Origin of the sequence: Streptomyces sp. 13-12-16, from assembly GCF_002114215.1 — a bacterium.
In the GTDB taxonomy this organism is placed as follows: domain Bacteria; phylum Actinomycetota; class Actinomycetes; order Streptomycetales; family Streptomycetaceae; genus Streptomyces.
This window is the reverse complement of sequence record NZ_NCTE01000084.1, coordinates 1-22,321: the sequence shown is the minus strand read 5'-3', so window position 1 is coordinate 22,321 and position 22,321 is coordinate 1. Positions and strand designations below refer to the sequence as shown.

The following is a 22,321-nucleotide window of genomic DNA, read 5'->3' as shown; positions in this document are numbered from 1 at the left end:
CTGGCCGGGAGCCCCGGGACCCGCGTGACACCCGGCCGGGCCGTCCGCCGGCGAGGCCGGGGCGGGGGCGGGACCACGACCGGCCGAGGACGCCGCCGCCGTGCGGTCCGCACCCAGCCGCAGTAAGGCCGTGGACCGGGGCTCCTCGTCGGAACCGTGGTTCGTCCATGCCTCCGGGTCCCAGTCGCTGTCGAGGACCATCGCGCGGACCTTGTCGGGGAAGAGGTCGGCGTAGGTGGCGCCCAGGAACGTGCCGTAGGAGATCCCCAGGTAGGTGAGCCCGGGGGTCGTCCACCGCCCGGCGGAGCCGGTCGAGGTCGCGGGCCGTGTCCGCGGTCGACACGTGACGCAGCAGCTCGGGGTCGCGCTGCCGGCAGCGCCGGACGAGGTCCTTGTACGCGGCGGTGTAGGCGGCCCGCTCCTTCCCGCCCACCGGGAATCCCGCCGGTCTGCCGGCGTTCCAGGCGGCGGCCTCCTCGGGACTCGCGAAGCAGTTCACCGCGGTGCTGTTGCCGACTCCGCGGGGACCCCAGCTCACGATGTCGAACCGCTCCCGTACCTCCTGGGGGAAGAACTCGTAGTTCTGCGGCATCTGCACCGTTCCGGGGCCGCCGGGACCGCCGGGGTTGAAGAACAGGGTGCCGACGCGCCCTCCGGGCCCGGTGGCCTTCCGCCTGACGACCGCCAGCTCGATGGTGCGCCCGCCCGGGTCGCGGTAGCCCAGCGGCTCCTCGGTGGTGGCACAGTCGAACGGACCGCCCTGGACACAGGGTCTCCAGTCCAGCTCCGGTGCGGGCACCGAGGGGGTCGGCCCGCCGTCGGCGGTGGTGGGACCCGGTCCGGTGAACGCGGTCGAACAGGCCACCACCGCGGCGACGACCGCGGCACGACACCGACGACCGGCTATCGGTCCGGGTATGCGCATGCCTTCGTCCCTCACGCCCGAACGCCCGACGCCACCCCGGCACGCCTCCGCGTCAAGAACACCCCGCCCCGGCGGGACACGCGAGCCGACAGCAGCCGACCGACGGACGGACACCCGGTACGGGACCGGGGACACGCCGTCTACCCCGAAGCCACGGAGTGCGGCACCGTGTCCCTGACCGTGCTGTGCGAGACATGGGGGACCGATGGTGTGGGAGCAGTTACCGGCCTTGGCCGGCGTGATCGTGGGAGCCGTCGGCTCCTACACGGCGACCAGCCTCACGGAACGGAGCCGGTGGCGCCGGGCCAGGGCCGAACGCTGGGACCAGAAGAGACTGGACACCTACGCGTCCTACGCCAACGCCTTGAAGCACCAGATCAACATCGCGCAGCGCATGGGAGCGGCAAGGGGGTTCCAGCACGCCGTGGACCCCCTGGACCCGGAACAGGGTCTCCCGCAGCTCGCCGAGGCCGAGGCCCGGCGCGCGGCCGAGTGGGAATCCGTGCTGCTCGTAGGGGACGCCGAGACCATAGGAGCGGCACGGGAGTGGCACGAGGCGGTCTGGAACGTCGAACTCTACGCGCGTGGTCTGCAGCACGACCCCGCCGGCTGGGAGGGCGCGGTGCGGCGGATGAGCCGGGCACGCGACGACTTCTACGCGCTCGCACGACGCGACCTCGGCATCTCAGGGCCGCCCCCGCCGTCCGGCAACTGGCCACGCGTCTGGCAGCGTCAGGAGGAGGCGAACTGAGGACGGGGTTCCTACAGCTTGGTCATCTTGGAGTACGGGCTCAGGATCCGCCGTTCCGCCGAGCCGAAATCCACGACAGCGGCGATTCCCTCCTCCATACCGACGACCCGACCGAGGCCGTACATGTCATGTGTCACCTGGTCGCCCACGGCGAACTGCTTGGGAGGCAGCACGACCGGGGCCTTGAAGGGACTGGTGGGCAGATGGCGTTTGGGTGCAGCAGGCTTAGTCATCGCCCCCAGTATGCGCCTGCCACGCCCCCACCCGCTGCAGTCCTGCGGTGCTTAAACCGTCACACTCCCGCGGCGCCGTCGCCCGGCCGATCTCCGCGATCCGTGAGCGCGGGCGGTGCCGAGGGCGTTGACCTGCGAAAAGGCATGCAGAAACACGAGGAACGGCCCCCTTCCGGCGCCGCCACCCCGCCCCGAGCCGGGAGCGGACCGCCGGAATGCCGCGTATGAGCGGCACGAAGGACTGGCCGACATCGGTCCTGCCATCCGGATCGGCAGGTCCAGGCACCTCAGGACCCCCTTGTCGCCTGGCCGTCACACCCCGCAGAGGCCGACGACCGAGCCAAGATCCGCTGCCGAGCTGCCGAGCTGCCGAGCTGCCGAGCTGCCGAGTCTGTCAGGCGTCCGTGTCGCCGGTCGCTTCCCACGGCGACCGGGCGACTTCCCGAATGGCTGTGATACGCGCTGATCGTTCTGCGCCGGAGCCCACCCGAACCCGCCTCTCCGACCGACCCCGGCCTGTCTGAGCCGAGGGCTTCGCTGCATCTCGGCCGTGTACCGCCGGGCCGTCGGTTGCCGACCACACCTGCCGCGTCGTGTTCCGCCTCACCGGTGGCCCCCTGCCCCAGGCGCCCCGTCCGGTTCGCGCTCTACGCCCGCGCCGACGGGCTGGCGACCCTCACGGTATGGGGGTTGCACTGGTCGGTGGGGAGTCCCGTTGCCCGTACTGCGGGCTGCCGCAGGAACGGGTGGCGACGATCGAGCACGACTGGGTCCTGCTGGAGCCGGATATGCACCCGCTGGCCCATACGGTGCCGGCGGAGCACCGCTGGATCGAGCTGTCCGACGGCCGGGTGACGGTCTACGGCGTATGTCCACCGGACCAGTTCCAGCGCTGCCGCATCGAGCACCGTCTCGCCTGCCCGGAACAGCCCTTGCCGGATCTATGGCGATGGTTGACGGCCCTGAGAGGGGAGAACGCCCGGCAAGCGGTCCGGCGGAACACCCTGGCGCCGCCCGCACCTCCCGAGGCGTGGCCGGACACCGGCTGACGCGCACACGAAGAATCCGCTCTCGACATCTCCGTTGAGCACAGCGGGCCTTGCACACCGTGGAGGCCGGTGACGACTGGAGCAGGGCACCGGCCCACAGTGAGGACGTGTGGTCCGGACCCGAGCGCGGCACCTCCTTCGTCCGCGAGATTCCCGTCGGCGTGCGGTGCCCGGGGGCGTTCTCCGGTTCTCGGGGAACGCCCGCGGAGGACCTGGCCGTCGTTACGATCGTCGGTACCGCTTCAAGCCGACGGCTCCGCTTCCGGGACACCCCGTACGCGGTCGCAGGCCGCGAGCGCCCGCCCTTGACGGGCCCGCTCCCCGTCGAGGGCGGACCCGTCGTCGCGGGGGCTCGCCCAGCCTCCTGCCACGACCAACCCGCAGCACCGACCCACCGTCCGCCCGGAGCGTGCCGTGACACCATTCGCCAACGAGGAAGACACCCGCAAGGTCCAGACCGCCGTCATCGGGCGGGCCGGATCCGACACGCCGGTCTTTCTCCCGTACGACCACGACGAGTTCGACCTCTTCCTGGAAGGCCGCTCCCGCGACGACTTCTACTGCGGCACTCTTCTCGGGGGCTGCGGCAAGAAACTCAGCGCCAAGCGCTACACCGAGAAGAAGTGCCACTTCGCCCACCGCCCGCCCGTCCAGTGCCGCCGCACCGCGAACGGCGAGTCCAGCGCCGACCACCTCTACATCGGTCAGGCCCTGACCCGGTGGCTCGCCCGGCAGAACCACCGGCAGGCCAAGGCGTCGTATCGGACCGTCGGTGACAGACCGGGCGGGACCGTGGACTTCAGACTGTCCGGCGGGCGGCAGCTCATACGGGTGCAGATGGCCCGGCTGGGGCTGCACCCATGGCGGCGGGAGGCGGCGGACCTCGCTGGGCGTGCCGACCACGTCGAATGGCTCTTCGGGCCGGACAGCATGCTGGCCTACGACCGGGTGGAATCCCACGGGTACGCGATCCGTGTCGAGTGCCGGACCGCCGGGGCCACGCGTGAGGTGCGGATCGGAACCCAACTGCCCGGCAATACCGTCGAATGGACCACGCTGGAGGAATGCGCCCTGACCTCCCAGGGGATCGTCACTCCGAGCCTGGTCTCTTCCGCCCAGGGCATCGTAGTCCGTGGGTCGGTCGAAGCGACCGCGCTCACCGCGCCCTCACTCTCCTTCTCGCTGGCCGATGACACTGTGGCGTTCACCGGGGCCGTGCCGCGGGCCGACGCGCAGTCGCCGACCGGTACACCGGGAAGCGTGTACGACGCGGACATCCAGCCTCTGGGCTCGACCGTGGCCCGGGCCCGCATCGTCCTTCCTCACGCTTCGACGCCGCCCAGTCCTTCGCGGGTGTACCTCCTCCGGGAGCGGGTGACCTTGACATCCGTCGCCGGTGTTACGACGGGCACTCCCGGCTGGCTCCTCACCGCGGCCCAGACCCGACGCCTCGACGCCAGGGAGGCGGCGGCCTGGAACGGACTCAAGCCACCTCAGCCGGTACCCGCGGCAGCCACGCCCGTCCCGGTCGTCGAGCAGCCGCCCGCAATTCCGCGTCCAGAGCTCGACGACCGGGAGATCGTGGCCTCCTTCCGGAAGACCCTGGAACGGACCGCCCGCGCGCAGGACTGGATCACATGGCCGAAGCTCGTCGAGAGTGCGAAAGCGACGCCCCGGCAGTTCACCGCTGAGTACCGGCTCAAGCTCCTCATCGCGCTCGATTTCCCTCGTGCCCAGGACAAGCCGGTACTGTCCTCCCTCGTCAGGACGGAGAACGGTGAGGTCCCGTCCTTCTTCGCCGCCGTGCTCTCCGGGTTGGGCTGGGCACCGGGCCTTCCGGAGCACCAGGTCCGTGAGGTCAGCGAGAGGGAACAGCGGCGCGCCCACGAATTCTTCGGCGACAGCCCCGCCACGGTATCCACGGCCTCGCCCGTCTCCCCGACGTCCCCCCGGCCCCAGCCCCAGCAACTGCGGAGTCGGACACGGGCCGCAGCCAGACTGACCTCACCAGCCGGTCTCCCGACCCTCCAGCTCGTGCTCGCCGTGCGCGAACACCTCAAGGCACGGGCGAGGAACGGAGCCGTTGACATCACGTGGCAGGAGCTCTCGGTGAACACGGGGTTCGACTTCGCCGCTCTCTCGGACGAGCGGCGCGCCAACCTCCTGTTCCGTGTGGACGAGCCCCTCAAGAACCACGACCTCATGTACGCAGCCCTCGTCGTGACCGACGACGGCAAGCCGCTGCCGTACTTCCCGGCGATCCTCCGGCGCCATGGACGCCCGGTACCGGGCCTCCAGAGCGAGGCTCATCAAGCCAGGCGACTGGAGGCGGGCCGCATCCGCGACGCGTACGCGGGCAGCGCGAACCGGTCGAGGAGTACGGAAACGGGGCCCCTCGCGGCCATGACCTCCACCTCCCCCCTCGCAGGGTCCGCCGCGGAGGTCCTCGGAACACTCACCGGACTGCGTTGGCGATTCGACCATGCCCGGCAGGCCGGCGACCTCGCCGAGGCGAAACGCGTCTGGCAGGCGGCGGGCAAGTTGTACGGTTCGAAGCTGTCCGCCGAACAGCGGGCCGAGTGCCGCCCTCACCTGCGCGACATGAGCGAGTGGGTGCACGAGCGTGAGAACGAGAGCACCCTGGCGGAACTTCGCCGGCTGCTCGACGGCCTGGTGCGGCGACAGGAACCCGCCGCTGTCGAAGCCCTTCGCGACGGCTTGGCCCAGGCGAAGGAGCTGAAGAGGAGGCACCACGGCAAACTCCCGCAGGACCTCCAGGACATTTATCGCGTCTGCGGGGAACGACTCGCCGAGTTGCTCGCCGTACCACCCGGCGACGGCGTGAGCACTCCCGCTCCGGAGGCGGAGGACGTGCCCCGGCCGGACGATCGCAAGCTGGCCGAGATCGCAGCTGTCGTGCGTTCCGTGCTGGAGGACTCCGCACGTGCTCGGACCACTGTCACCTGGTCCGTGATCCGGCACCGGCTGAGCGTGGAACTTCCTCATCTGCACCCGGACGACCAGGGGCAGGTACTGGTCCTCGCCGACGCGGACACCCCGGCGGACGAACCGCTCCTCTCCACCCTGGTCACCACGAACAACGGGGATCTCCACCCGCTGTACCGGCACGTGGCCTACTCGCTGGGTCGGGAGACGCCTTCTCGGCAGGACGAACTCCACACGCGGTGGCAGATGGACGTCCTTCGGCTCCACAGCCTCTGGAAACACCGCTGACCCGGCGTCGTACAGCAGTGGTTCCCTGCCGTGGCGGGCGGTTCCGGTCAAGCCTTCGGGGCAAAGGTCCCGGCCCGGCCCTCGTGCGAAGCGACCGGTGTGATTCCCGGAGTGGGCGGCTCACTTGCCACATGGATTGTCATACTGTCCGACTAGCCTTCGGTGTATGGGGCTTGGCGACATCAGGTACGAGGACGTCATCGCGGCGACCGAGGAATTCCGCCGTCTGGGCCGGGACGACTTCCTTCAGAGGTACGGCTTCAGGCGAGCCAGGTCGTACGAGATGGTCCTGGACGGTCTTCGCTACGACTCGAAGGCCATTGTCGGTGTCGCCCACGGGCACGCCACAGGCGAATTCCTCCGCGCGGGGGACTTCAGCGGCGGTGCGGCGACGGTGGCGCGATGCCTGCGCGAACTCGGCTTCGTGGTGGAGACCGAGGAGGCCCCCTTCGACCGTGCCGCCCTGCTGAAGCACCTCCGGAAACTCAAGGTCTCCCGCGGTCCCGGGAACCCGGCACCCAGCCGTCACCAGCCGCTGAGCCTCCTGTGGGCGATATCCCGCGAAGCCGACGAGAGGCCCCGCACGACCCCGTGGCCACGGTTCCGGGACGAGGTCGGCCCGCTCCTGGTCGAGTTCGGCCTTCCCAACGCGAAGGCGACACCCGAGTACCCGTTCTGGCATCTCCGGGGCAGCGGACTGTGGGAGGTCCAGGGCATACCGGCCGAGCTGGCCAAGGAGATGCCGAAGATGAGCATCCTCGACGCGCACCACCTGCAGGCCGGCTTCACGGAAGAGGCCGCTGCTCTCCTCCGGGACCCGGTGACCCGCCTCGACGCCATCACCACGATCTGCGAGACGTACCTCCAGGACGTCGACCGCCGGGCCCTCTTCGAGCGAACAGGCCTCGACGGGTACACCACGGCCGGCAGCCTGCCGAATTTGCCGGAGGACGAGAGCGGCGGCGCCGACACGGACGACGAGCACGGGCGGGCGACCGGCCCCGCACCGCGCCGTGCCGCGACCCGCTCCGTCATCGTCCGCGACGAGGCCCTGGCCAGGAAGGTCAAGGAGCTGGAGGGCGACCGGTGCCAGATCTGCGACACGACGCTCCGCTACCTGAACCGCCCCTACAGCCAGGCGGCGCACATAAGAGGCCTGGGCGGACCCCACCACGGCCCCGACGAACTGCAGAACCTCCTGTGCCTGTGCGCCAACTGCCACGTCCTCTTCGACGGCTTGGAGATCTACGTCGACCCCGACGGCCTGGTCAGGGGAGTGAGAGACGACAGAGAACCCCGCCCGCTCCGCCGCGACCCCGGACACCCGATGGACGAGGCGCACATCGGCTACCACCGCGACCTCTGCAACCTCAACGCTCGCAAGCCCGCCGCCGGCTGACTCGGCCCAGGGCCGGGGCGCTGCGGTCCCTACAGCAGGTGGTCGGCCTTACCGGCCTTGATGTCGGTGATGAGGGTGCGCAGGGCTTCGAGGGAGTCGGTGAGAGGGCTCTCCTCCTGACCGGCGACAGCTATGTACCCGTTGCCGTCGGCATCGGTACCGAGACGGAAGCAGGAGCTGCCCTCGGCGCAGAACGGGTCTTCCCAGGTGATGTCGGGCATTGACACTCCTCATAGTTGGCGTGAGATGTCGCGGACGAAGTCTCTGGACCGCTCTGGCGACAGAGCCAGACTTTCCAACAGATCGAGCTGCGCCCGGTATTTCGCCAACTGACCTTCGGCGTGGAGGAAGGTGGGCCCGTGGGAGCTGTCCACCTGCACCGTATCGAGCTGTGGAACGGGCCCTTCGATGTGGACGACCGTCTGCCCGGCGCCAGGGAAGGCACCGTGGGCGAAGGGCAGAACAAGCACGGTGACGTTGTCCACCTCGGCCCTGTCTTCCAGACTCTGCGGAACTCGGGTCTGTCCGGCGGGCCTTCCGGGCGTGCGCCGTCGGGCATCCTGCCGGGCCCGGCTCGATGTATGGAAGGGTCGGACGCCGTTGCCCGTGCCGGCCGTACGAGACGGGGCCGGACCGTGTGGTCGAGAGGATCAGGAGTCGTTCCATGTCCGATGAGATCAGGCTGCGCCCGGTGACCGGCGAGGATCTCGATCTGTTCGAGCGTGAGTTCAGTGGGCCGGAGGGGACCGGCCCGTACCAGTGGTTCGGCTTCACGTCACCGGCCGGCCTGCGTCGGCAATTCGCGGAGACCGGCCTGCTCGGCCCCGATGGCGGCGTGCTCTCCGTCGCGGAGGCGGGCAGGACGGTGGGCCGGGTCGAGTGGTTCGCCGGCACCTGGGGACGGCCCGCCACCTCTACCTGCTGGAGTCTGGCGATCGGTCTGGTGCCCGCCGCGCGGGGACGAGGCATAGGCGCCCAGGCGCAGCGACTGCTGGCCGAGTACCTCTTCGATCACACCAGGGCCGAACGGCTTCAAGCCTGGACGGACCGCGCCAACCTCGCCGAGCAGCGCGCGCTGGAGAGGGCGGGCTTCGTCAGGGAGGGCGTGCTGCGCTCCGCGCAGTGGCGCGGCGGCCAGTGGCACGACCAGGTGCTCTTCTCCATGCTCCGCGCGGAGCGGCCAGGCGGCGAACCAGGGCGGTGATCGCCTGTACGCCAACCTGTCGGACGGCACCGCGGTCGGCTGGGCGGACGTCACGACGGGGGACATCACGGTCTTGCGGTCGGAGTACCACTCCGACGTGATCGCCGTGCTCACGCAGCACTTACAGAAGCTCACGGAACCGGTTTCGCCGGCCAGGGCGCCCGGGGTCGCAGCGCGTCCGACGCTGCCACCACTGACGCCGGCGGACGACCTGGCCGTGAACCCTCCCGGAGCGTCCTCGCGCGATCTGCTCGACGAATCCGGCCCGGGACTGATGGAGCGAGTGATCTCACGGGTTCTCCGGCGCCCCTCGGAGTGGGATTCCTGGCGGAAGGGGCTGGCGGGGGAGCGGCGGGTGGGAGCCGAGCTGAACCGCTTGGGGCGCCACGGTTGGCGCCTCCTGCACTCCATCCCCTTGGCCGGCAAAGTGGATATCGATCACTTGCTGATCGGGCCTGGCGGGGCGTTCAGCATCAATACGAAGCACCACCACGAGAGGGCCGTGTGGGGCCGGTCAGGCGGCCGGCACGGTGCCGGGCTGGTCATGCACGTTCGCTACCGCGTTGATCTGATCCGTGCCTGCCTGGGTGAGGAAGACCCACGTCCCGTAGACGCCCCACATGAGGCCGAGCAGCGAACTCGCGGCGTAGAAGCCCATTCCGTTGGTGGAGCCGACGGTGGCGAACAGTCCGGCGGCGGCGATACCTGCCGCGAACACGACGAGTGCGACGACGAGGATGGGCCGCGCATGCTGGGACGTGCCACGGCGGGCCGCGTGGTCGAGCACCGAGAGCAGACTTGCGCTTGCTGCCGCGGCGACCAACAGTTCGACCCCGAGCGCCCAGGTCGGCTGCGGCAGGGTGACCAGCGACGCGGTGACTGTGGTTGTCAGGAACAGGGAGACGGTCTGCGCGGCGCGGTTGCGGTATTCCTGGGAGGTGGCGACGACGTCGAAGCGGAAGGCGACAACGATGAAGGTGAGGCCGGTGAGGCCGGCGGCGCTTCCGCCGACGGTCGCGGCGAACGTGGTCCACATGGCGGTTGCTCCTGTGCGATCCGTGCTGGGGTGAAAGGTCGCGGTGCGATGAAGTGCGGTGGGCGGCGGCCGTCGCGCCGCCGCCCACCTCGCGGAACTACCTCGTTTCGACCATGGCCATCGGGTCTTCACCGTTCTCCAGGGCGTTCACCGCGTTCTTCCAGGACGGGTCGGCCGAGTAGAGCTGGCTGCGCAAGTAGGCCCACACGAGAGCCCGCAGAGTCGCCACGCGCTCGGGATTCTCGTCGTCCGTCTCTGCCGCGTCGTATCCGGATATGCCACCGAAGATGTGACCGGCGCCGTACATGGTCACCATGGTCTTGTTGCCGCCGGGGCTGGCCGAGTAGGCGTCGGCACGGTAGCTGAGCCGATTGGAGAAGTTGGGGTTGAGGTCCTGATCGCCCACGATGATCAGGGCGGTGCCCGTCATCTGCTCGAAGTCGGTGTAGTACAGCACCGGGTAGTTCGTCTTGGCCCACTCGGCGAAGTGCTCGTCGTTGCCGATGCCCGGAGCTCCGATGAGCACTCCCGCCTTGACACGAGAGTCGGAGAGGTCCTTCGGCCGGTCGTCGTCCGGGTCCAGCATCCGGGCTCCGAGGAGGAGGGAGACGGTGTTGCCGCCCAGGGAGTGTCCTACGGCGCCGACACGGTCCCTGTCGATCCGCCGTTCGGCAAGACCAGGAACGGCGGCCTCGATGTCGTCGAGGCGGTCGAGGATGGTGTGCATGTCGGTGGCGCGGTCACGCCAGAACAGGGGCGCGTCCTTGAGGTCGGTGTCGCGCAGACCGAGGGCCGTCGAGTCCAGGTGGGTCGGCTGGATGACCGCGAACCCGTGGGCGGCGAAGAAGTTCGCCAGCGGCCCGTAGCCGTTGTAGGAGGACAGGAAGTTCGCCATCCCGTGCCCGTGGGACAGGAGGATGAGCGGCAGGTCGGTGCCGGTCGCGGGGATCGACACCTTGGCCTCCAGCGGCACGGGCCGGCCGGGGACGTCGAGGGTGACCGGGTGGTAGGTGAGGACGGGTTGCGACGCGTTGACCGGGATGTTGGCGGCGTCGCTGTACGGCTTGCTCATCGGAGCCCTTTCGAGGTCGGCGTCGACATGGCGCTTGTCGTAACTGGCGGTAGGCATGGAATCGGCGGTCGTGGCCGCGAGCCTGAGTAGTCAGGGACGGCCGCCCGGCACCCGGGTCGGTGTGGACGGTGATCTCCGCAGTGGTGCACAGATGTCGGCAGGTGTTCGTCCCGCGGTCCGACGGCGGGGGGAGGACGACCGACTCAACCTGCGACTGTCGTGCCTCCCCGGCCCGACGGATGCGCTTGTCCTGCTGGGAACTGTAAGATCGATCGAACAAGCCGAACTAGGGCGAAAATGACATGGCTGAGTCCGCGATCGATGGGCATCGCAGAAGAGCACGGTTCGGAGTCGAGAGCCTGGTTGTGCGCGTTGCCGATGGTGCCTTCCCGACCGTCGTGAACAGCGGGTACACCGTCAAGATCGCGCATGGCGGCTCTGCGCCCCCTTTTCAGTACCTCGGGCGAACCCAGGGTCCCCCTGTTCCTGGCGCGGTGACGGTGATCGAGCCCCATGAGGTCGTGAGCTGCCTCGATCAGGACAAGGCCGCCGCTGACGGCCAGGCCGTTGTGCAACTGATGTTCATCGACGCCGATCTCCTGCCGGTCGGCACAGGCCGGCCGCGTTTTCATGGGGTGACCTATTCAGACCGCAGCCTCTTCAACGGCATTGCTGCGCTGCACAGGAGTTTGGCGGACGGCGAGGACGAGTTGGATCTCGAGTCGTCACTGATCCGCTTGCTGAACGTCCTGCTCGTCAGGCATGCGGATGCTCCCGGCGCAGCGAGTCCGGCACTTCGTCCTCGAGCGCTTCGTCAAGTACGGGAGATGCTCCACAGCCAACTGGACTCCAACATCAAGCTCGACGACCTCGCGGCAGTCGCCGGTTGCAGCAAACGCCATTTGATCAGGAGTTTCCGGCAGGCTTACGGGGTTCCACCGCACCATTACCGGACCCTGTTGCGCTTGGCACGCGCCAAGTCCATGCTGGCAGCGGGACGATCCGTGGCAGAGACCGCCGCCGAGCTTGGTTACTGTGACCAGAGCCAGCTCAACCGGCACTTCCGGCGGGAGTTCGGCATGAGCGCAGGTGGCTATGCCAGGAGCGTGCGGTAGACCTGCGATGTCTTGGCTCGACTGCCACCTTGCCGGCCCCCATGGGAAAGCCCGGAGACCGCAGAGCGGGTATGCCAGGGACTTTCCATCCTTCTCGACAGTGAGGACGGTCGCTTCGCGGAGCTGGTGGTCGTCACCGAACTCCTGCAGAGCGCCGAACGCGGGGACAACGTGGAACTCGTTCCCGCTTTGCGGCAGCGTGCGAAAGAGGTCTGGTGCCGGACGGCGGCCGATGGCGTGGAGGCCCTGCTCCGCGAGTACGAATGAGGTCACTTGGTCACGCCCGAGGCCCCAGGCATCCACCAGGAGCCTCGGTGTTTTCCCGGTGTGCTCGCTCAGAACGCCGGTTCCCCGGGGTCCTCGGTCGGGAGCCGCTGTGCGCGGGTGCCGAAGGGGTTGTCGATGACGTACCGCCAACGGCCGTCCGGGCCCCGCCGGGCGATGTCGGTGGCGGTGCCCTCGACGTGCACGGTCTGCCCGTCCCGGCCGGTCCCGTCGATGACCCAGTCGACGATCAGCAGCGCCACGTCCCCGCTGCGGTACACATGCCGCGGACGCACCTCGATGGGAACTCCGAGCCTCTGCAGGCGGCTGTTCGCGGCGTGCAGGTCCGGGCCGGTCGCCGGTGCTCCCGGCTGCGGGACCAGCACCGCCGCCTCCTCGTAGACCTGCGCCAGCGCGGCGGCGTCGCCGCTGTTGAACCGCTCGGCGAACACGGCGGGCACTTCTTCGGGCCGTTCGGCCAAGGCTCGCATGATCGACAGATGTCCTTCCGGGCCGGGAGAATCGAAGTGCCCCACACGCTAGGAGGCGATCCTGTGACTCACCGAACGGTTGGTCACCCGGCAGGGCTCCCCGACGACCCGCGCGCGAACGTCACCGCACCCACCCCCGAATGCCCGGTGGAGATCACGCTGGCGGCACTGCACGGCCGCTGGACGACGCTGGTGGTTCGCGAACTGCTGCGCGGCGATCACTCCTACAGCGAGCTGCGGACGGCCCTGCCCATGCTGTCGGACAAGGTGCTGTCCGACCGGCTGGCACAGCTCGGCGAGGCCGGAGTCGTCGAGCGCGACCGTCGACCGGGCTGGCCGCCGCGCGTGCGCTACGCACTCACCCCGAGCGGACACCGCCTCGGCCCTGTCCTCCAGGCCCTGTGGGACTGGGGAACGGAGGCGTCAGCACGGGACGGCGCTCACACCTGAGCAGGTGGCCTCACCGCCGGCTGCTCGGCCGTACGGTCTGCGGCACGCCGCGCTCTCCCCGCGGCTCAACGCCGGCGTGGATCCCACCGAGGTCGCGGAGCGCGCGGGCAACAGCGTCGAGGTGCTGCTGAGCCGGTGTGCCAAGTGCCTCGACGGCCGCCAGGACGTCGCCAGCCGGCAGGATCGCCGAACTCCTCGGCGACGAGGACGGCCAGGAGGACGGGCACCCGGACGAGACCTGATCTCGACCTGTCTGCGCTGCACTCATAGGCATGATGCCCCCCGGACCCCCGTCCGGGGGCCTTCGGTTTTGCGGACGGCAGCTGTGGATGAGTCGCTCGCGCCCTTCACCCTTGGGTGCGGCGCCTGTAGTAGTGCACGGTCACCGCGCCGAGCAGCGGCCCCCAGACCACCACGGGCAGATAGCAGGCGGTCAGGAGCCAGTTGCCCCACGGCGTGATGTCCATCTCACCGTGCAGGGTCGTCCAGACGAGAAGCACGCCGTAGACGCTGCAGGCGACCGCGCCGAACGCGGCCGGCACGACCGCGGCGAGGACCGGGACCGGACGGCCTCCGAGGTACGGCAGCCAACGCGGCCACACCTCACCCCACGGACGGACCAGCCCGAGGGTCAGCCAGGCCAAGCCCTCCTGGGCCAGCGACAGCAGGGGCAGCACCAGCAGGCCCCAACCGGGTATGAGCATCGCGTCGTACTCGGACCGTCCCAGGCCGAGCGGTATGCCCAGCACCGCGGCGAGACGCCACAACGCCGACGGCAGGGATGCCCAGACAACCGCTGCAGCCGCGCGTCTCGCCCAGCCCGGGACGCCGGGGACCGTCCGGCCCCAAGGGCGGCAGGGTAAGTGACCCTTGTCCGCGGGGCCGTTGGCGGGGAGGGAAGCAATGGTGGGCATGCGGCACGCTCCTCGATCGGCGATGCAGTGCGGTGCCCTTGATGCTTCCGCGGTCCCCTACCGCTTTCGTCCGGCCAGGGTATGCACTGCCTACGCCACAGGACGTAACCGCAGCGTCGCCGCATCAGCCTGGGGAGGTATGCATGGACGCCGTCGCCCACTGCTCCGTGGCCAGTCCACGCACAGGCCACAGTGCCCGACGTACGGCCGCTCCGAGCTGCACACGCCCGCACATACGCGAAGACCCCGGCCTCAGCGTTTCCGCTGGTGACGGGGTCTTTGGGCACCTCATGCGAAGTGCCCCCGGCAGGATTCGAACCTGCGCACACGGCTCCGGAGGCCGTTGCTCTATCCCCTGAGCTACGGGGGCGTGTCCGTCGCGGTGATCGCGGCGACGGGTAGAACATTACCAGCTCCCGGGGGGTGGTCATGAACCCGTTTTCGCAGCAGGCGGCAGCCGGCCGGGGTCGGTCCGGGGTGCGGGGTGTCGTCCGTGCGGGGTGGAAGTGGGGAAACGCCGGACGTGGTGGCCGGGTCCGACCTACTCTCGAGTTGTGCCAGGCGCATCGGGCCGGGTTCTTGTTGTGGACGACAACAAGGTCATCCGGCAGTTGATCAGGGTCAACCTCGAGCTGGAGGGCATCGAGGTCGTGACCGCGGCCGATGGTGCCGAGTGTCTGGAAGTCGTCCATCAGGTGCGGCCCGACCTCGTCACCCTCGATGTCGTCATGCCGCGGCTCGACGGGCTCCGGACCGCGGCCCGGTTGCGTAAGGACCCCCGGACCAGTCATCTCCCGCTCGTCATCGTCAGTGCCTGCACCCAGTACGAGATCGAGAGCGGGCTAGATGTGGGAGTGGACGCCTTCCTGGCCAAGCCCTTCGAGCCCGGGGAGCTCGTCCGGCTCGTCCAGCGGTTGATCCTCGGTCCCCTCGGGCGGGTGCGGGGGCCCGGGGACGCCGAGCCGGCCGCCGGGCACGCCGGAGGGTGAAGCCGGCGGCCGTCCACATCTCGGAATCGCGGCCCAACTCATTCGTCTACCCACCCCCCTCCTCCCCTACGCTTGTCCCGTGACCCCCGTCGAGCTCTCCCGCACCGTGCTGCACGCGGTGCGCCGTGCCGTCGACGAGGGGGAGCTGAGGGTGGTGCCGCCGGAGAAGGTCCTCGTCGCGCCTCCCGGGCCCGGAGGGTGCGGGGACTACGCGACCAACGTCGCCCTTCAGCTCGCGCGGCCGGCCGGACAGCCCCCCCAGCGGGTCGCCGAGATCCTCCGGCCCCGCCTTCTGCGTGCCCCCGGCATCAGTGACGTCGTCGTCACCGGGCCCGGGTTCATCAACATCAGCCTCGCCGGCGCGGAAGGGCCCGTCGGGCTCGTCCGCGAGATCCTGCGGTGCGGGGCCCGGTACGGGCACGGTGACGCCCTGGACGGTCGCACCGTCCGGCTGCGGCCGGCCCGTGAGGTGCGTGCCGTCGTCCAGGTCGAGGCTCTCGTCCGTATCCTGCGGTCGCAGGGGGCCGTCGTTCACGTCGACGATCACGACGGCATCGACGACCACGACGGTGTCGTCGTCCGGCCCGTTCCCGCGCCCGCCGATCCCGCCCGCCTCGGTCCCGACGCCGCGCGCTGGGCCCTGCTGCACCCCGCCCCGCACGACCGGCCCCGGATCGGCGACGAGCACCTGGTGCAGCGGGAGAGCAATCCGCTGTTCCGGGTCCGGTACGCCCATGCCCGCACCCGGGCGCTCCTGCGCAACGCCGCCGACCTCGGGTTCGGCCCCGAGCCCGGTCCCGTGGACGGCGCCCGGTCGCTGCTCCAGGTCCTCGCCGACCACCCCCGTGTCCTCGTCGTCGCCGCCGCCCACCGTGCGCCCGACCGGCTCGCCCGGCAGCTCGTCGCCGTCGCCGACGCCGTACCGCCCCTGCTTCCCGCCGTGCTGCCGCTCGGCGGGGAGAAACCCTCGGCCGCCCACCGTGCCCGGCTCGCGCTCGCCGACGCCGCCGGGACGGTGCTGGCCGGTGGCCTGTCCCTGCTCGGCATCGACGCACCCGATCACCTCTGAGAGAGTCCAGAGAGACACTGACATGAGCCGTTCCGCACACCCCGCCGGGCCCCGTCACGCCGACGTCCTCCCCGAGGGGCACTACTCCGCACCGCCCACCGACCTCAACGCCCTCGACCCCAAGGTGTGGGCCGAGACCGTCACGCGTGACACGGACGGCGTGCTCACCGTCGGCGGGATCGACGTCAAGCGGCTGGCCGAGGAGCACGGCACGCCCGCCTACGTCCTCGACGAGGACGACTTCCGGGCCCGGGCGCGGGCCTGGCGCACCGCCTTCGGCAGTGACGCCGACGTGTTCTACGCCGGCAAGGCGTTCCTCTCCCGGGCCGTCGTGCGGTGGCTGGACGAGGAGGGGCTGAACCTGGACGTCTGCTCGGGCGGGGAGCTGGCCACCGCGCTCTCCGCGGGAATGCCCGCCGAGCGCATCGCCTTCCACGGCAACAACAAGTCCGTGGCGGAGATCCGGCGGGCCGTCGAGGCCGGGGTCGGGCGGATCGTGCTCGACTCGTTCCAGGAGATCGTCCGGGTCGCGCACATCGCGCAGGAGCTCGGCACGCGGCAGCGGGTGCAGATCCGCATCACCGTGGGCGTCGAGGCGCACACGCACGAGTTCATCGCCACCGCCCACGAGGACCAGAAGTTCGGCATCCCGCTGGCCGGCGGGCAGGCCGCGGAGGCCGTGCGGCGGGCGCTGAAGCTGGACGGTCTCGAGCTCATCGGGATCCACTCCCACATCGGGTCGCAGATCTTCGACATGTCCGGGTTCGAGGTGGCCGCGCACCGGGTGGTGGGGCTGCTCAAGGACATCCGGGACGAGCACGGGGTCGAGCTGCCCGAGATCGACCTCGGGGGCGGGCTCGGGATCGCGTACACCAGTGACGACGACCCGCGAGAGCCGCACGAGATCGCCAAGGCGCTGACCGAGATCGTCACCCGGGAGTGCGAGGCCGCGCGGCTGACGACGCCCCGGATCTCCGTCGAGCCGGGGCGGGCCATCGTCGGGCCCACCGCCTTCACGCTCTACGAGGTCGGCACCGTCAAGCCGCTCGACGGGCTGCGGACCTACGTCTCCGTGGACGGCGGGATGTCGGACAACATCCGCACCGCGCTGTACGACGCCGAGTACAGCGTCGCCCTCGCCTCCCGCGTCTCCGACGCCGAGCCGATGCTGTGCCGGGTCGTCGGCAAGCACTGCGAGAGCGGGGACATCGTGGTGAAGGACGCCTTCCTGCCGGGGGACCTGGCACCCGGTGACCTCATCGCCGTCCCGGCGACCGGGGCGTACTGCCGGTCGATGGCCAGCAACTACAACCATGTGCTGCGCCCGCCCGTCGTCGCCGTCAGGGGCGGCGAGGCGCGCGTGATCGTGCGGCGGGAGACGGAGGAGGATCTCCTCCGTCTCGACGTCGGATGAGTGACGACGTGGGATGAGCCACGACGACGGAAGACCGTGACCGGGTGACGGAAGATCTTTTGTCTTCCCGGGCATGAAAATGAAATAGATGTCTCACGATCCGGACATAACGCAGAAAGTCCCGTCCGGTGAGTGAGACTGGTGCAACCGAGACGGTAATCAGGAAACGAGGTCGGATGATGCGTACGCGTCCGCTGAAGGTGGCGCTGCTGGGCTGTGGAGTGGTCGGCTCAGAGGTGGCGCGCATCATGACGACGCACGCCGACGACCTCGCCGCCCGGATCGGGGCCCCGGTGGAGCTCGCGGGCGTGGCCGTGCGGCGGCCCGACAAGGTGCGGGAGGGGATCGACCCCGCGCTGGTCACCACCGACGCCACCGCGCTCGTCAAGCGCGGCGACCTCGACATCGTCGTGGAGGTCATCGGCGGCATCGAGCCCGCCCGCACGCTCATCACCACCGCCTTCGAGCACGGCGCCTCCGTCGTCTCCGCGAACAAGGCGCTGCTCGCCCAGGACGGCGCCGCGCTGCACGCCGCCGCCGAGGAGCACGGCAAGGACCTCTACTACGAGGCCGCCGTCGCCGGTGCCATCCCGCTGATCCGGCCGCTGCGCGAGTCGCTCGCCGGCGACAAGGTCAACCGGGTGCTCGGCATCGTCAACGGGACCACCAACTTCATCCTCGACAAGATGGACTCCACGGGCGCCGGGTACCAGGAGGCGCTCGACGAGGCCACCGCGCTCGGGTACGCCGAGGCCGACCCCACCGCCGACGTCGAGGGGTTCGACGCCGCCGCCAAGGCCGCCATCCTCGCCGGGATCGCCTTCCACACGCGGGTGCGGCTCGACGACGTCCACCGCGAGGGCATGACCGAGGTCACCGCCGGCGACTTCGCCTCCGCCAGGGAGATGGGCTGCACCATCAAGCTGCTCGCCATCTGCGAGCGGGCCGAGGACGGGGCGTCGGTCACCGCGCGGGTGCACCCGGCGATGATCCCGCTCAGCCATCCGCTGGCCTCCGTGCGCGGCGCGTACAACGCCGTGTTCGTCGAGTCGGACGCCTCCGGGCAGCTGATGTTCTACGGGCCCGGCGCCGGTGGCGCGCCGACCGCCTCCGCCGTGCTCGGCGACCTCGTCGCCGTGGGGCGCAACCGGATCGGCGGGACGACCGGACCCGGTGAGTCCGCGTACGCCGCGCTGCCCGTCTCGTCGATGGGCGAGGTCGTCACGCGGTACCACATCAGCCTCGACGTGGCCGACAAACCGGGTGTTCTCGCCCAGGTCGCGACCGTGTTCGCCGAACACGGCGTCTCGATCGATACGGTTCGCCAGCAGGGCAAGGACGGTGAGGCATCCCTCGTCGTCGTCACGCACCGTGCGTCCGACGCGGCCCTCGGCGGGACCGTCGAGGCGCTGCGCAAGCTCGACACCGTGCGCGGTGTCGCCAGCATCATGCGGGTTGAAGGAGAGTAACCAGCAATGACCCACCAGTGGCGCGGAATCATCGAGGAGTACCGGGACCGGCTGCCGGTATCCGACACCACGCCGGTCGTGACGCTCCGCGAGGGCGGCACGCCGCTCGTGCCCGCGCAGGTGCTCTCCGAGCGCACGGGCTGCGAGGTGCACCTCAAGGTCGAGGGCGCGAACCCGACCGGGTCCTTCAAGGACCGCGGTATGACCATGGCCATCTCCAAGGCCAAGGAGGAGGGGGCCAAGGCCGTCATCTGCGCCTCCACCGGCAACACCTCCGCCTCCGCCGCCGCGTACGGGGTGCGCGCGGGCATGGTGTCCGCCGTCCTCGTGCCGCAGGGCAAGATCGCGCTCGGCAAGATGGGGCAGGCGCTGGTCCACGGGGCGAAGATCCTCCAGGTCGACGGCAACTTCGACGACTGCCTCACGCTGGCCCGCGCGCTGAGCGACAACTACCCGGTGGCGCTGGTCAATTCGGTCAATCCGGTGCGGATAGAAGGCCAGAAGACGGCCGCCTTCGAGATCGTGGACATGCTGGGTGACGCGCCCGACGTCCACGTCCTGCCGGTGGGCAACGCGGGCAACATCACCGCGTACTGGAAGGGGTACAAGGAGTACGCCGCCGACGGTGTCAGCACCAGGACGCCGCGCATGTGGGGCTTCCAGGCCTCCGGCAGCGCGCCGATCGTGCGCGGTGAGGTCGTCAAGGACCCGTCGACCATCGCCACCGCCATCCGCATCGGCAACCCCGCCTCCTGGGACTTCGCGCTCGCCGCGCGGGACGAGTCGGGCGGCGCCATCGACGAGGTGACGGACCGTGAGATCCTGCGCGCCTACCGGCTGTTGGCCTCGCAGGAGGGCGTCTTCGTCGAGCCCGCGTCCGCCGCGTCGGTCGCCGGTCTGCTGAAGGCCGCCGAGCAGGGCAAGGTCGACCCGGGGCAGAAGATCGTGTGCACCGTCACCGGCAACGGTCTGAAGGACCCGGACTGGGCCGTCGCCGGCGCCCCGCAGCCGGTCACCGTCCCCGTGGACGCCGCGACCGCCGCCGAGCGGCTCGGCCTGGTCTAGCACCCGGCCCGGTACGACGCCGCGAACCGTGACGCCGTCCGCAAAACGGGCGTAAGGGCGCGTCCGCCTGGGGAAGTTCTCCACAGGGGGTGCACAGGGGGCTTGCGACACGCATCGTGCGCCTCCTGTGCGCCCTATGTCGCCACTGAACCTTCCTTCGATAGGCTGTACCGAACCCGCCCGCCGCATATGCCGCGGTATCGCGGCGTCTCCGTGGTCCGGAAAGCGGCCTGGAGCGGCCCGGAGAGCGGCCGGCCACCCCGGTCGGCGGCGATCCCGGGAGTCGACCCCGAGGGGTTGACCCCAGGGGGTTTTGTACACCCTCGAATGTCCATCGAATGCCCTCGAACGTTCATCGAATGTCATTCGACAGTCACGCAGCTCAAGGAGAGTCTTCGAGCGATGGCCGGTCCCGCGTTCCGCGCCGCCGCCGTCCGGGTGCGCGTCCCCGCCACCAGCGCCAACCTCGGCCCGGGCTTCGACGCCCTCGGCCTCGCGCTGGGTCTCTACGACGACGTGGTCGTCCGGGTGGCCGACTCCGGACTGCACATCGACATCGCCGGTGAGGGCGGCGAGACCCTCCCGCGCGACGAGCGCCATCTGCTCGTACGTTCCCTGCGCACCGCCTTCGACCTGCTCGGCGGACAGCCGCGCGGCCTGGAGATCGTCTGCGCCAACCGCATCCCGCACGGCCGCGGCCTGGGCTCCTCCTCCGCCGCCATCTGCGCCGGCATCGTCGCCGCCCGCGCCGTGACCATAGGCGCCGAGGCCCGGCTCGACGACACCGCGCTCCTCGAGCTCGCCACCGAGATCGAGGGCCACCCCGACAACGTCGCGGCCTGTCTGCTGGGCGGTTTCACCCTGTCCTGGATGGAGGGCGGCGCGGCCCGGGCGATCAGGATGGAGCCCGCCGATTCCATCGTTCCGGTGGTTTTCGTGCCCGGGAAGCCGGTTCTCACCGAGACCGCGCGCGGTCTGCTCCCGCGCACCGTGCCGCACGTCGACGCCGCCACCAACGCGGGCCGTGCCGCCCTGCTCGTCGAGGCCCTGACCAGGCGCCCCGAGCTGCTGCTGCCCGCCACCGAGGACCGACTGCACCAGGAGTACCGCGCCCCGGCCATGCCCGAGAGCGCCGCACTGGTGGAGCGGCTGCGGGGGGACGGGATCCCCGCGGTGATCTCCGGCGCCGGACCCACGGTCATGGCGCTGGCGGACGCGGAGACGGCCGACAAGGTCGAAGCACTGGCCGGCAACGACTGGGCCGCCAACCGGCTCGGCCTCGATGCTCAGGGCGCGAGCGTGCTTCCGCTCGCCACCTGACACACGGTTGCCGGATTTGGAGAGGGGGAATGTTTGTTGGATCCGGTAGTGTTAACCTCAAGTCTGCACCCGACCCCACCATGGCGAGGTGCCTCGTGTCCCCGTCCGGGACAGACATTCTTCCGGGAGCCCCCCAAGCCGCACTGTGTTCTCTGCTACGTACGCGGGCAGTACGTCGCACGCGGACACTGAACGGCTCGACGACGGGGGCACCCCCTCTGGGGGAGCTCCGGAACCGGTGCGACCACGCCACGTGACACTGGGTGCCACGACCCGGGGAAGCGCCATCACCAGATATCTCTTCCGCCGCTCAGGCGGACAACCGCCCCGGCACGGTTCACACAGCAAGGACCGATGCCGGACAGCACAACCGGTCGCCGAGCCAGACAGGCCGACGTCCGCTCCAGGGAAGGACCCTTCGTGAGCGACACCACCGATCTGATGGGCGCACGTGTCGAGGAGACCGCTGCCGCGCCCGCCACGGACGCTTCCGCGCCTGCCACCGGTGCCGGCTCCCGGCGGCGCCGCGGTACCGGCCTCGAGGGCATGGTGCTGGCCGAGTTGCAGCAGGTCGCATCCGGCCTCGGAATCAGGGGCACCGCGCGGATGCGCAAGAGCCAGCTGATCGAGGTCATCAAGGAGGCGCAGGCCGCCGGTGGGGGCGCCCCCTCCGGGGGAGCCGCCCCGGCCAAGGCCGAGTCCGCCACCGAGACCAAGCCCAAGCGCCGTGCCACCTCCCGGACCCGTACGGGTGAGGCCGCCGAGAAGAAGGCCGACGCCAAGGCCGAGCAGGCCCCCGCCGAGAAGGCCGCGGCCCAGCAGCAGATCGAGATCCCGGGCCAGCCCTCCCCGAAGGCC

21 protein-coding genes, 1 tRNA gene and 4 pseudogenes are annotated in these 22,321 nt (G+C 70.2%); 17 read left to right on the top strand and 9 right to left on the bottom strand.

What is annotated here, in order from left to right; genetic code table 11:
- Positions 1-246 (bottom strand): annotated as a pseudogene (locus B7767_RS47730) (alpha/beta hydrolase); the annotation flags it as partial.
- A gap of 917 nt (positions 247-1,163) precedes the next feature.
- Here B7767_RS47730 and B7767_RS04155 point away from each other — a divergent pair.
- Positions 1,164-1,676, top strand: a complete 513-nt coding sequence (locus B7767_RS04155; protein ID WP_256923313.1) for a hypothetical protein — start codon at positions 1,164-1,166, stop codon at positions 1,674-1,676.
- Between the two features lie 11 nt (positions 1,677-1,687).
- Here the strand turns inward: B7767_RS04155 and B7767_RS04150 are convergent, their stop codons facing one another.
- Positions 1,688-1,909, bottom strand: coding sequence for a hypothetical protein (locus B7767_RS04150; RefSeq protein WP_085570917.1), 222 nt, complete (start codon positions 1,907-1,909; stop codon positions 1,688-1,690).
- Between the two features lie 683 nt (positions 1,910-2,592).
- On the opposite strand from B7767_RS04150, the gene B7767_RS04145 reads away from it, so the two are divergent.
- From B7767_RS04145 to B7767_RS47725, 3 genes are all read left to right on the top strand, one after another.
- Positions 2,593-2,958, top strand: coding sequence for a DUF6083 domain-containing protein (locus tag B7767_RS04145; protein ID WP_085570916.1), 366 nt, complete (start codon positions 2,593-2,595; stop codon positions 2,956-2,958).
- Positions 2,959-3,372: 414 nt separating this feature from the next.
- The gene (locus B7767_RS04140; protein ID WP_085570915.1) at positions 3,373-6,192 is read left to right on the top strand and encodes a competence protein CoiA family protein; all 2,820 of its coding nucleotides are present in this window, start codon (positions 3,373-3,375) and stop codon (positions 6,190-6,192) included.
- A 166-nt stretch (positions 6,193-6,358) separates the two neighbouring features.
- Positions 6,359-7,591: an HNH endonuclease gene (locus B7767_RS47725; RefSeq protein ID WP_085570914.1), complete on the top strand. Its 1,233-nt coding sequence runs from the start codon at positions 6,359-6,361 to the stop codon at positions 7,589-7,591.
- Positions 7,592-7,620: 29 nt separating this feature from the next.
- Here B7767_RS47725 and B7767_RS04130 read toward each other — a convergent pair whose 3' ends face one another.
- Together B7767_RS04130 and B7767_RS04125 are read right to left on the bottom strand one after the other, a co-directional pair.
- Positions 7,621-7,812, bottom strand: a complete 192-nt coding sequence (locus B7767_RS04130) for a hypothetical protein (RefSeq protein WP_085570913.1) — start codon at positions 7,810-7,812, stop codon at positions 7,621-7,623.
- Positions 7,813-7,821: 9 nt separating this feature from the next.
- Positions 7,822-8,127 (bottom strand): annotated as a pseudogene (locus tag B7767_RS04125) (Scr1 family TA system antitoxin-like transcriptional regulator); the annotation flags it as partial.
- 128 nt (positions 8,128-8,255) lie between these two features.
- On the opposite strand from B7767_RS04125, the gene B7767_RS04120 reads away from it, so the two are divergent.
- Both B7767_RS04120 and B7767_RS47720 read left to right on the top strand, forming a co-directional pair.
- Positions 8,256-8,795: a GNAT family N-acetyltransferase gene (locus B7767_RS04120; protein WP_256923312.1), complete on the top strand. Its 540-nt coding sequence runs from the start codon at positions 8,256-8,258 to the stop codon at positions 8,793-8,795.
- Positions 8,796-9,069: 274 nt separating this feature from the next.
- A pseudogene (locus tag B7767_RS47720) lies at positions 9,070-9,297 on the top strand (nuclease-related domain-containing protein); the annotation flags it as partial.
- Positions 9,298-9,309: 12 nt separating this feature from the next.
- On the opposite strand, the gene B7767_RS04110 reads toward B7767_RS47720, so the two are convergent.
- The gene (locus B7767_RS04110) at positions 9,310-9,831 is read right to left on the bottom strand and encodes a hypothetical protein (protein WP_085570912.1); all 522 of its coding nucleotides are present in this window, start codon (positions 9,829-9,831) and stop codon (positions 9,310-9,312) included.
- Positions 9,832-9,928: 97 nt separating this feature from the next.
- Entirely contained in the window at positions 9,929-10,903 is a 975-nt protein-coding gene (locus tag B7767_RS04105) for an alpha/beta fold hydrolase (protein WP_085570911.1), read from the bottom strand.
- A 302-nt stretch (positions 10,904-11,205) separates the two neighbouring features.
- Between B7767_RS04105 and B7767_RS04100 the strand changes: the two genes are divergently transcribed.
- Both B7767_RS04100 and B7767_RS04095 read left to right on the top strand, forming a co-directional pair.
- Entirely contained in the window at positions 11,206-12,018 is an 813-nt protein-coding gene (locus B7767_RS04100; protein WP_256923311.1) for an AraC family transcriptional regulator, read from the top strand.
- 126 nt (positions 12,019-12,144) lie between these two features.
- Entirely contained in the window at positions 12,145-12,285 is a 141-nt protein-coding gene (locus tag B7767_RS04095; protein ID WP_179167026.1) for a hypothetical protein, read from the top strand.
- Positions 12,286-12,353: 68 nt separating this feature from the next.
- Here the strand turns inward: B7767_RS04095 and B7767_RS04090 are convergent, their stop codons facing one another.
- Complete coding sequence (locus tag B7767_RS04090; protein ID WP_085570910.1) at positions 12,354-12,773, bottom strand: DUF4440 domain-containing protein; 420 nt, start codon at positions 12,771-12,773, stop codon at positions 12,354-12,356.
- 63 nt (positions 12,774-12,836) lie between these two features.
- On the opposite strand from B7767_RS04090, the gene B7767_RS04085 reads away from it, so the two are divergent.
- Complete coding sequence (locus B7767_RS04085; protein ID WP_256923310.1) at positions 12,837-13,223, top strand: helix-turn-helix domain-containing protein; 387 nt, start codon at positions 12,837-12,839, stop codon at positions 13,221-13,223.
- Positions 13,210-13,404 (top strand): annotated as a pseudogene (locus tag B7767_RS49080) (site-specific integrase); the annotation flags it as partial. The gene B7767_RS04085 and the pseudogene B7767_RS49080, both read left to right, overlap by 14 nt.
- A gap of 166 nt (positions 13,405-13,570) precedes the next feature.
- On the opposite strand, the gene B7767_RS47715 reads toward B7767_RS49080, so the two are convergent.
- Entirely contained in the window at positions 13,571-14,137 is a 567-nt protein-coding gene (locus B7767_RS47715; RefSeq protein WP_256923309.1) for a hypothetical protein, read from the bottom strand.
- 298 nt (positions 14,138-14,435) lie between these two features.
- Positions 14,436-14,507 (bottom strand) — tRNA-Arg (locus B7767_RS04070).
- Between the two features lie 130 nt (positions 14,508-14,637).
- Here B7767_RS04070 and B7767_RS04065 point away from each other — a divergent pair.
- The 7 genes from B7767_RS04065 to B7767_RS04040 all read left to right on the top strand — a co-directional run.
- Positions 14,638-15,126 (top strand): response regulator, encoded by a 489-nt coding sequence (locus B7767_RS04065; RefSeq protein ID WP_085570908.1) that lies wholly within the window; start codon positions 14,638-14,640, stop codon positions 15,124-15,126.
- Positions 15,127-15,205: 79 nt separating this feature from the next.
- A complete protein-coding gene (nrtL, locus tag B7767_RS04060; protein ID WP_085570907.1) occupies positions 15,206-16,195 on the top strand; it encodes an ArgS-related anticodon-binding protein NrtL in 990 nt (329 codons plus the stop codon).
- A gap of 22 nt (positions 16,196-16,217) precedes the next feature.
- Positions 16,218-17,609, top strand: coding sequence for a diaminopimelate decarboxylase (lysA, locus tag B7767_RS04055; protein WP_085570906.1), 1,392 nt, complete (start codon positions 16,218-16,220; stop codon positions 17,607-17,609).
- A 176-nt stretch (positions 17,610-17,785) separates the two neighbouring features.
- Complete coding sequence (locus tag B7767_RS44360; RefSeq protein WP_179167024.1) at positions 17,786-19,078, top strand: homoserine dehydrogenase; 1,293 nt, start codon at positions 17,786-17,788, stop codon at positions 19,076-19,078.
- A 6-nt stretch (positions 19,079-19,084) separates the two neighbouring features.
- Positions 19,085-20,143, top strand: a complete 1,059-nt coding sequence (thrC, locus tag B7767_RS44355) for a threonine synthase (RefSeq protein WP_107485786.1) — start codon at positions 19,085-19,087, stop codon at positions 20,141-20,143.
- Between the two features lie 402 nt (positions 20,144-20,545).
- Entirely contained in the window at positions 20,546-21,463 is a 918-nt protein-coding gene (thrB, locus tag B7767_RS04045) for a homoserine kinase (protein ID WP_085570905.1), read from the top strand.
- 420 nt (positions 21,464-21,883) lie between these two features.
- The coding region (locus tag B7767_RS04040; RefSeq protein WP_179167023.1) for a Rho termination factor N-terminal domain-containing protein at positions 21,884-22,321 on the top strand (438 nt) is incomplete at its 3' end.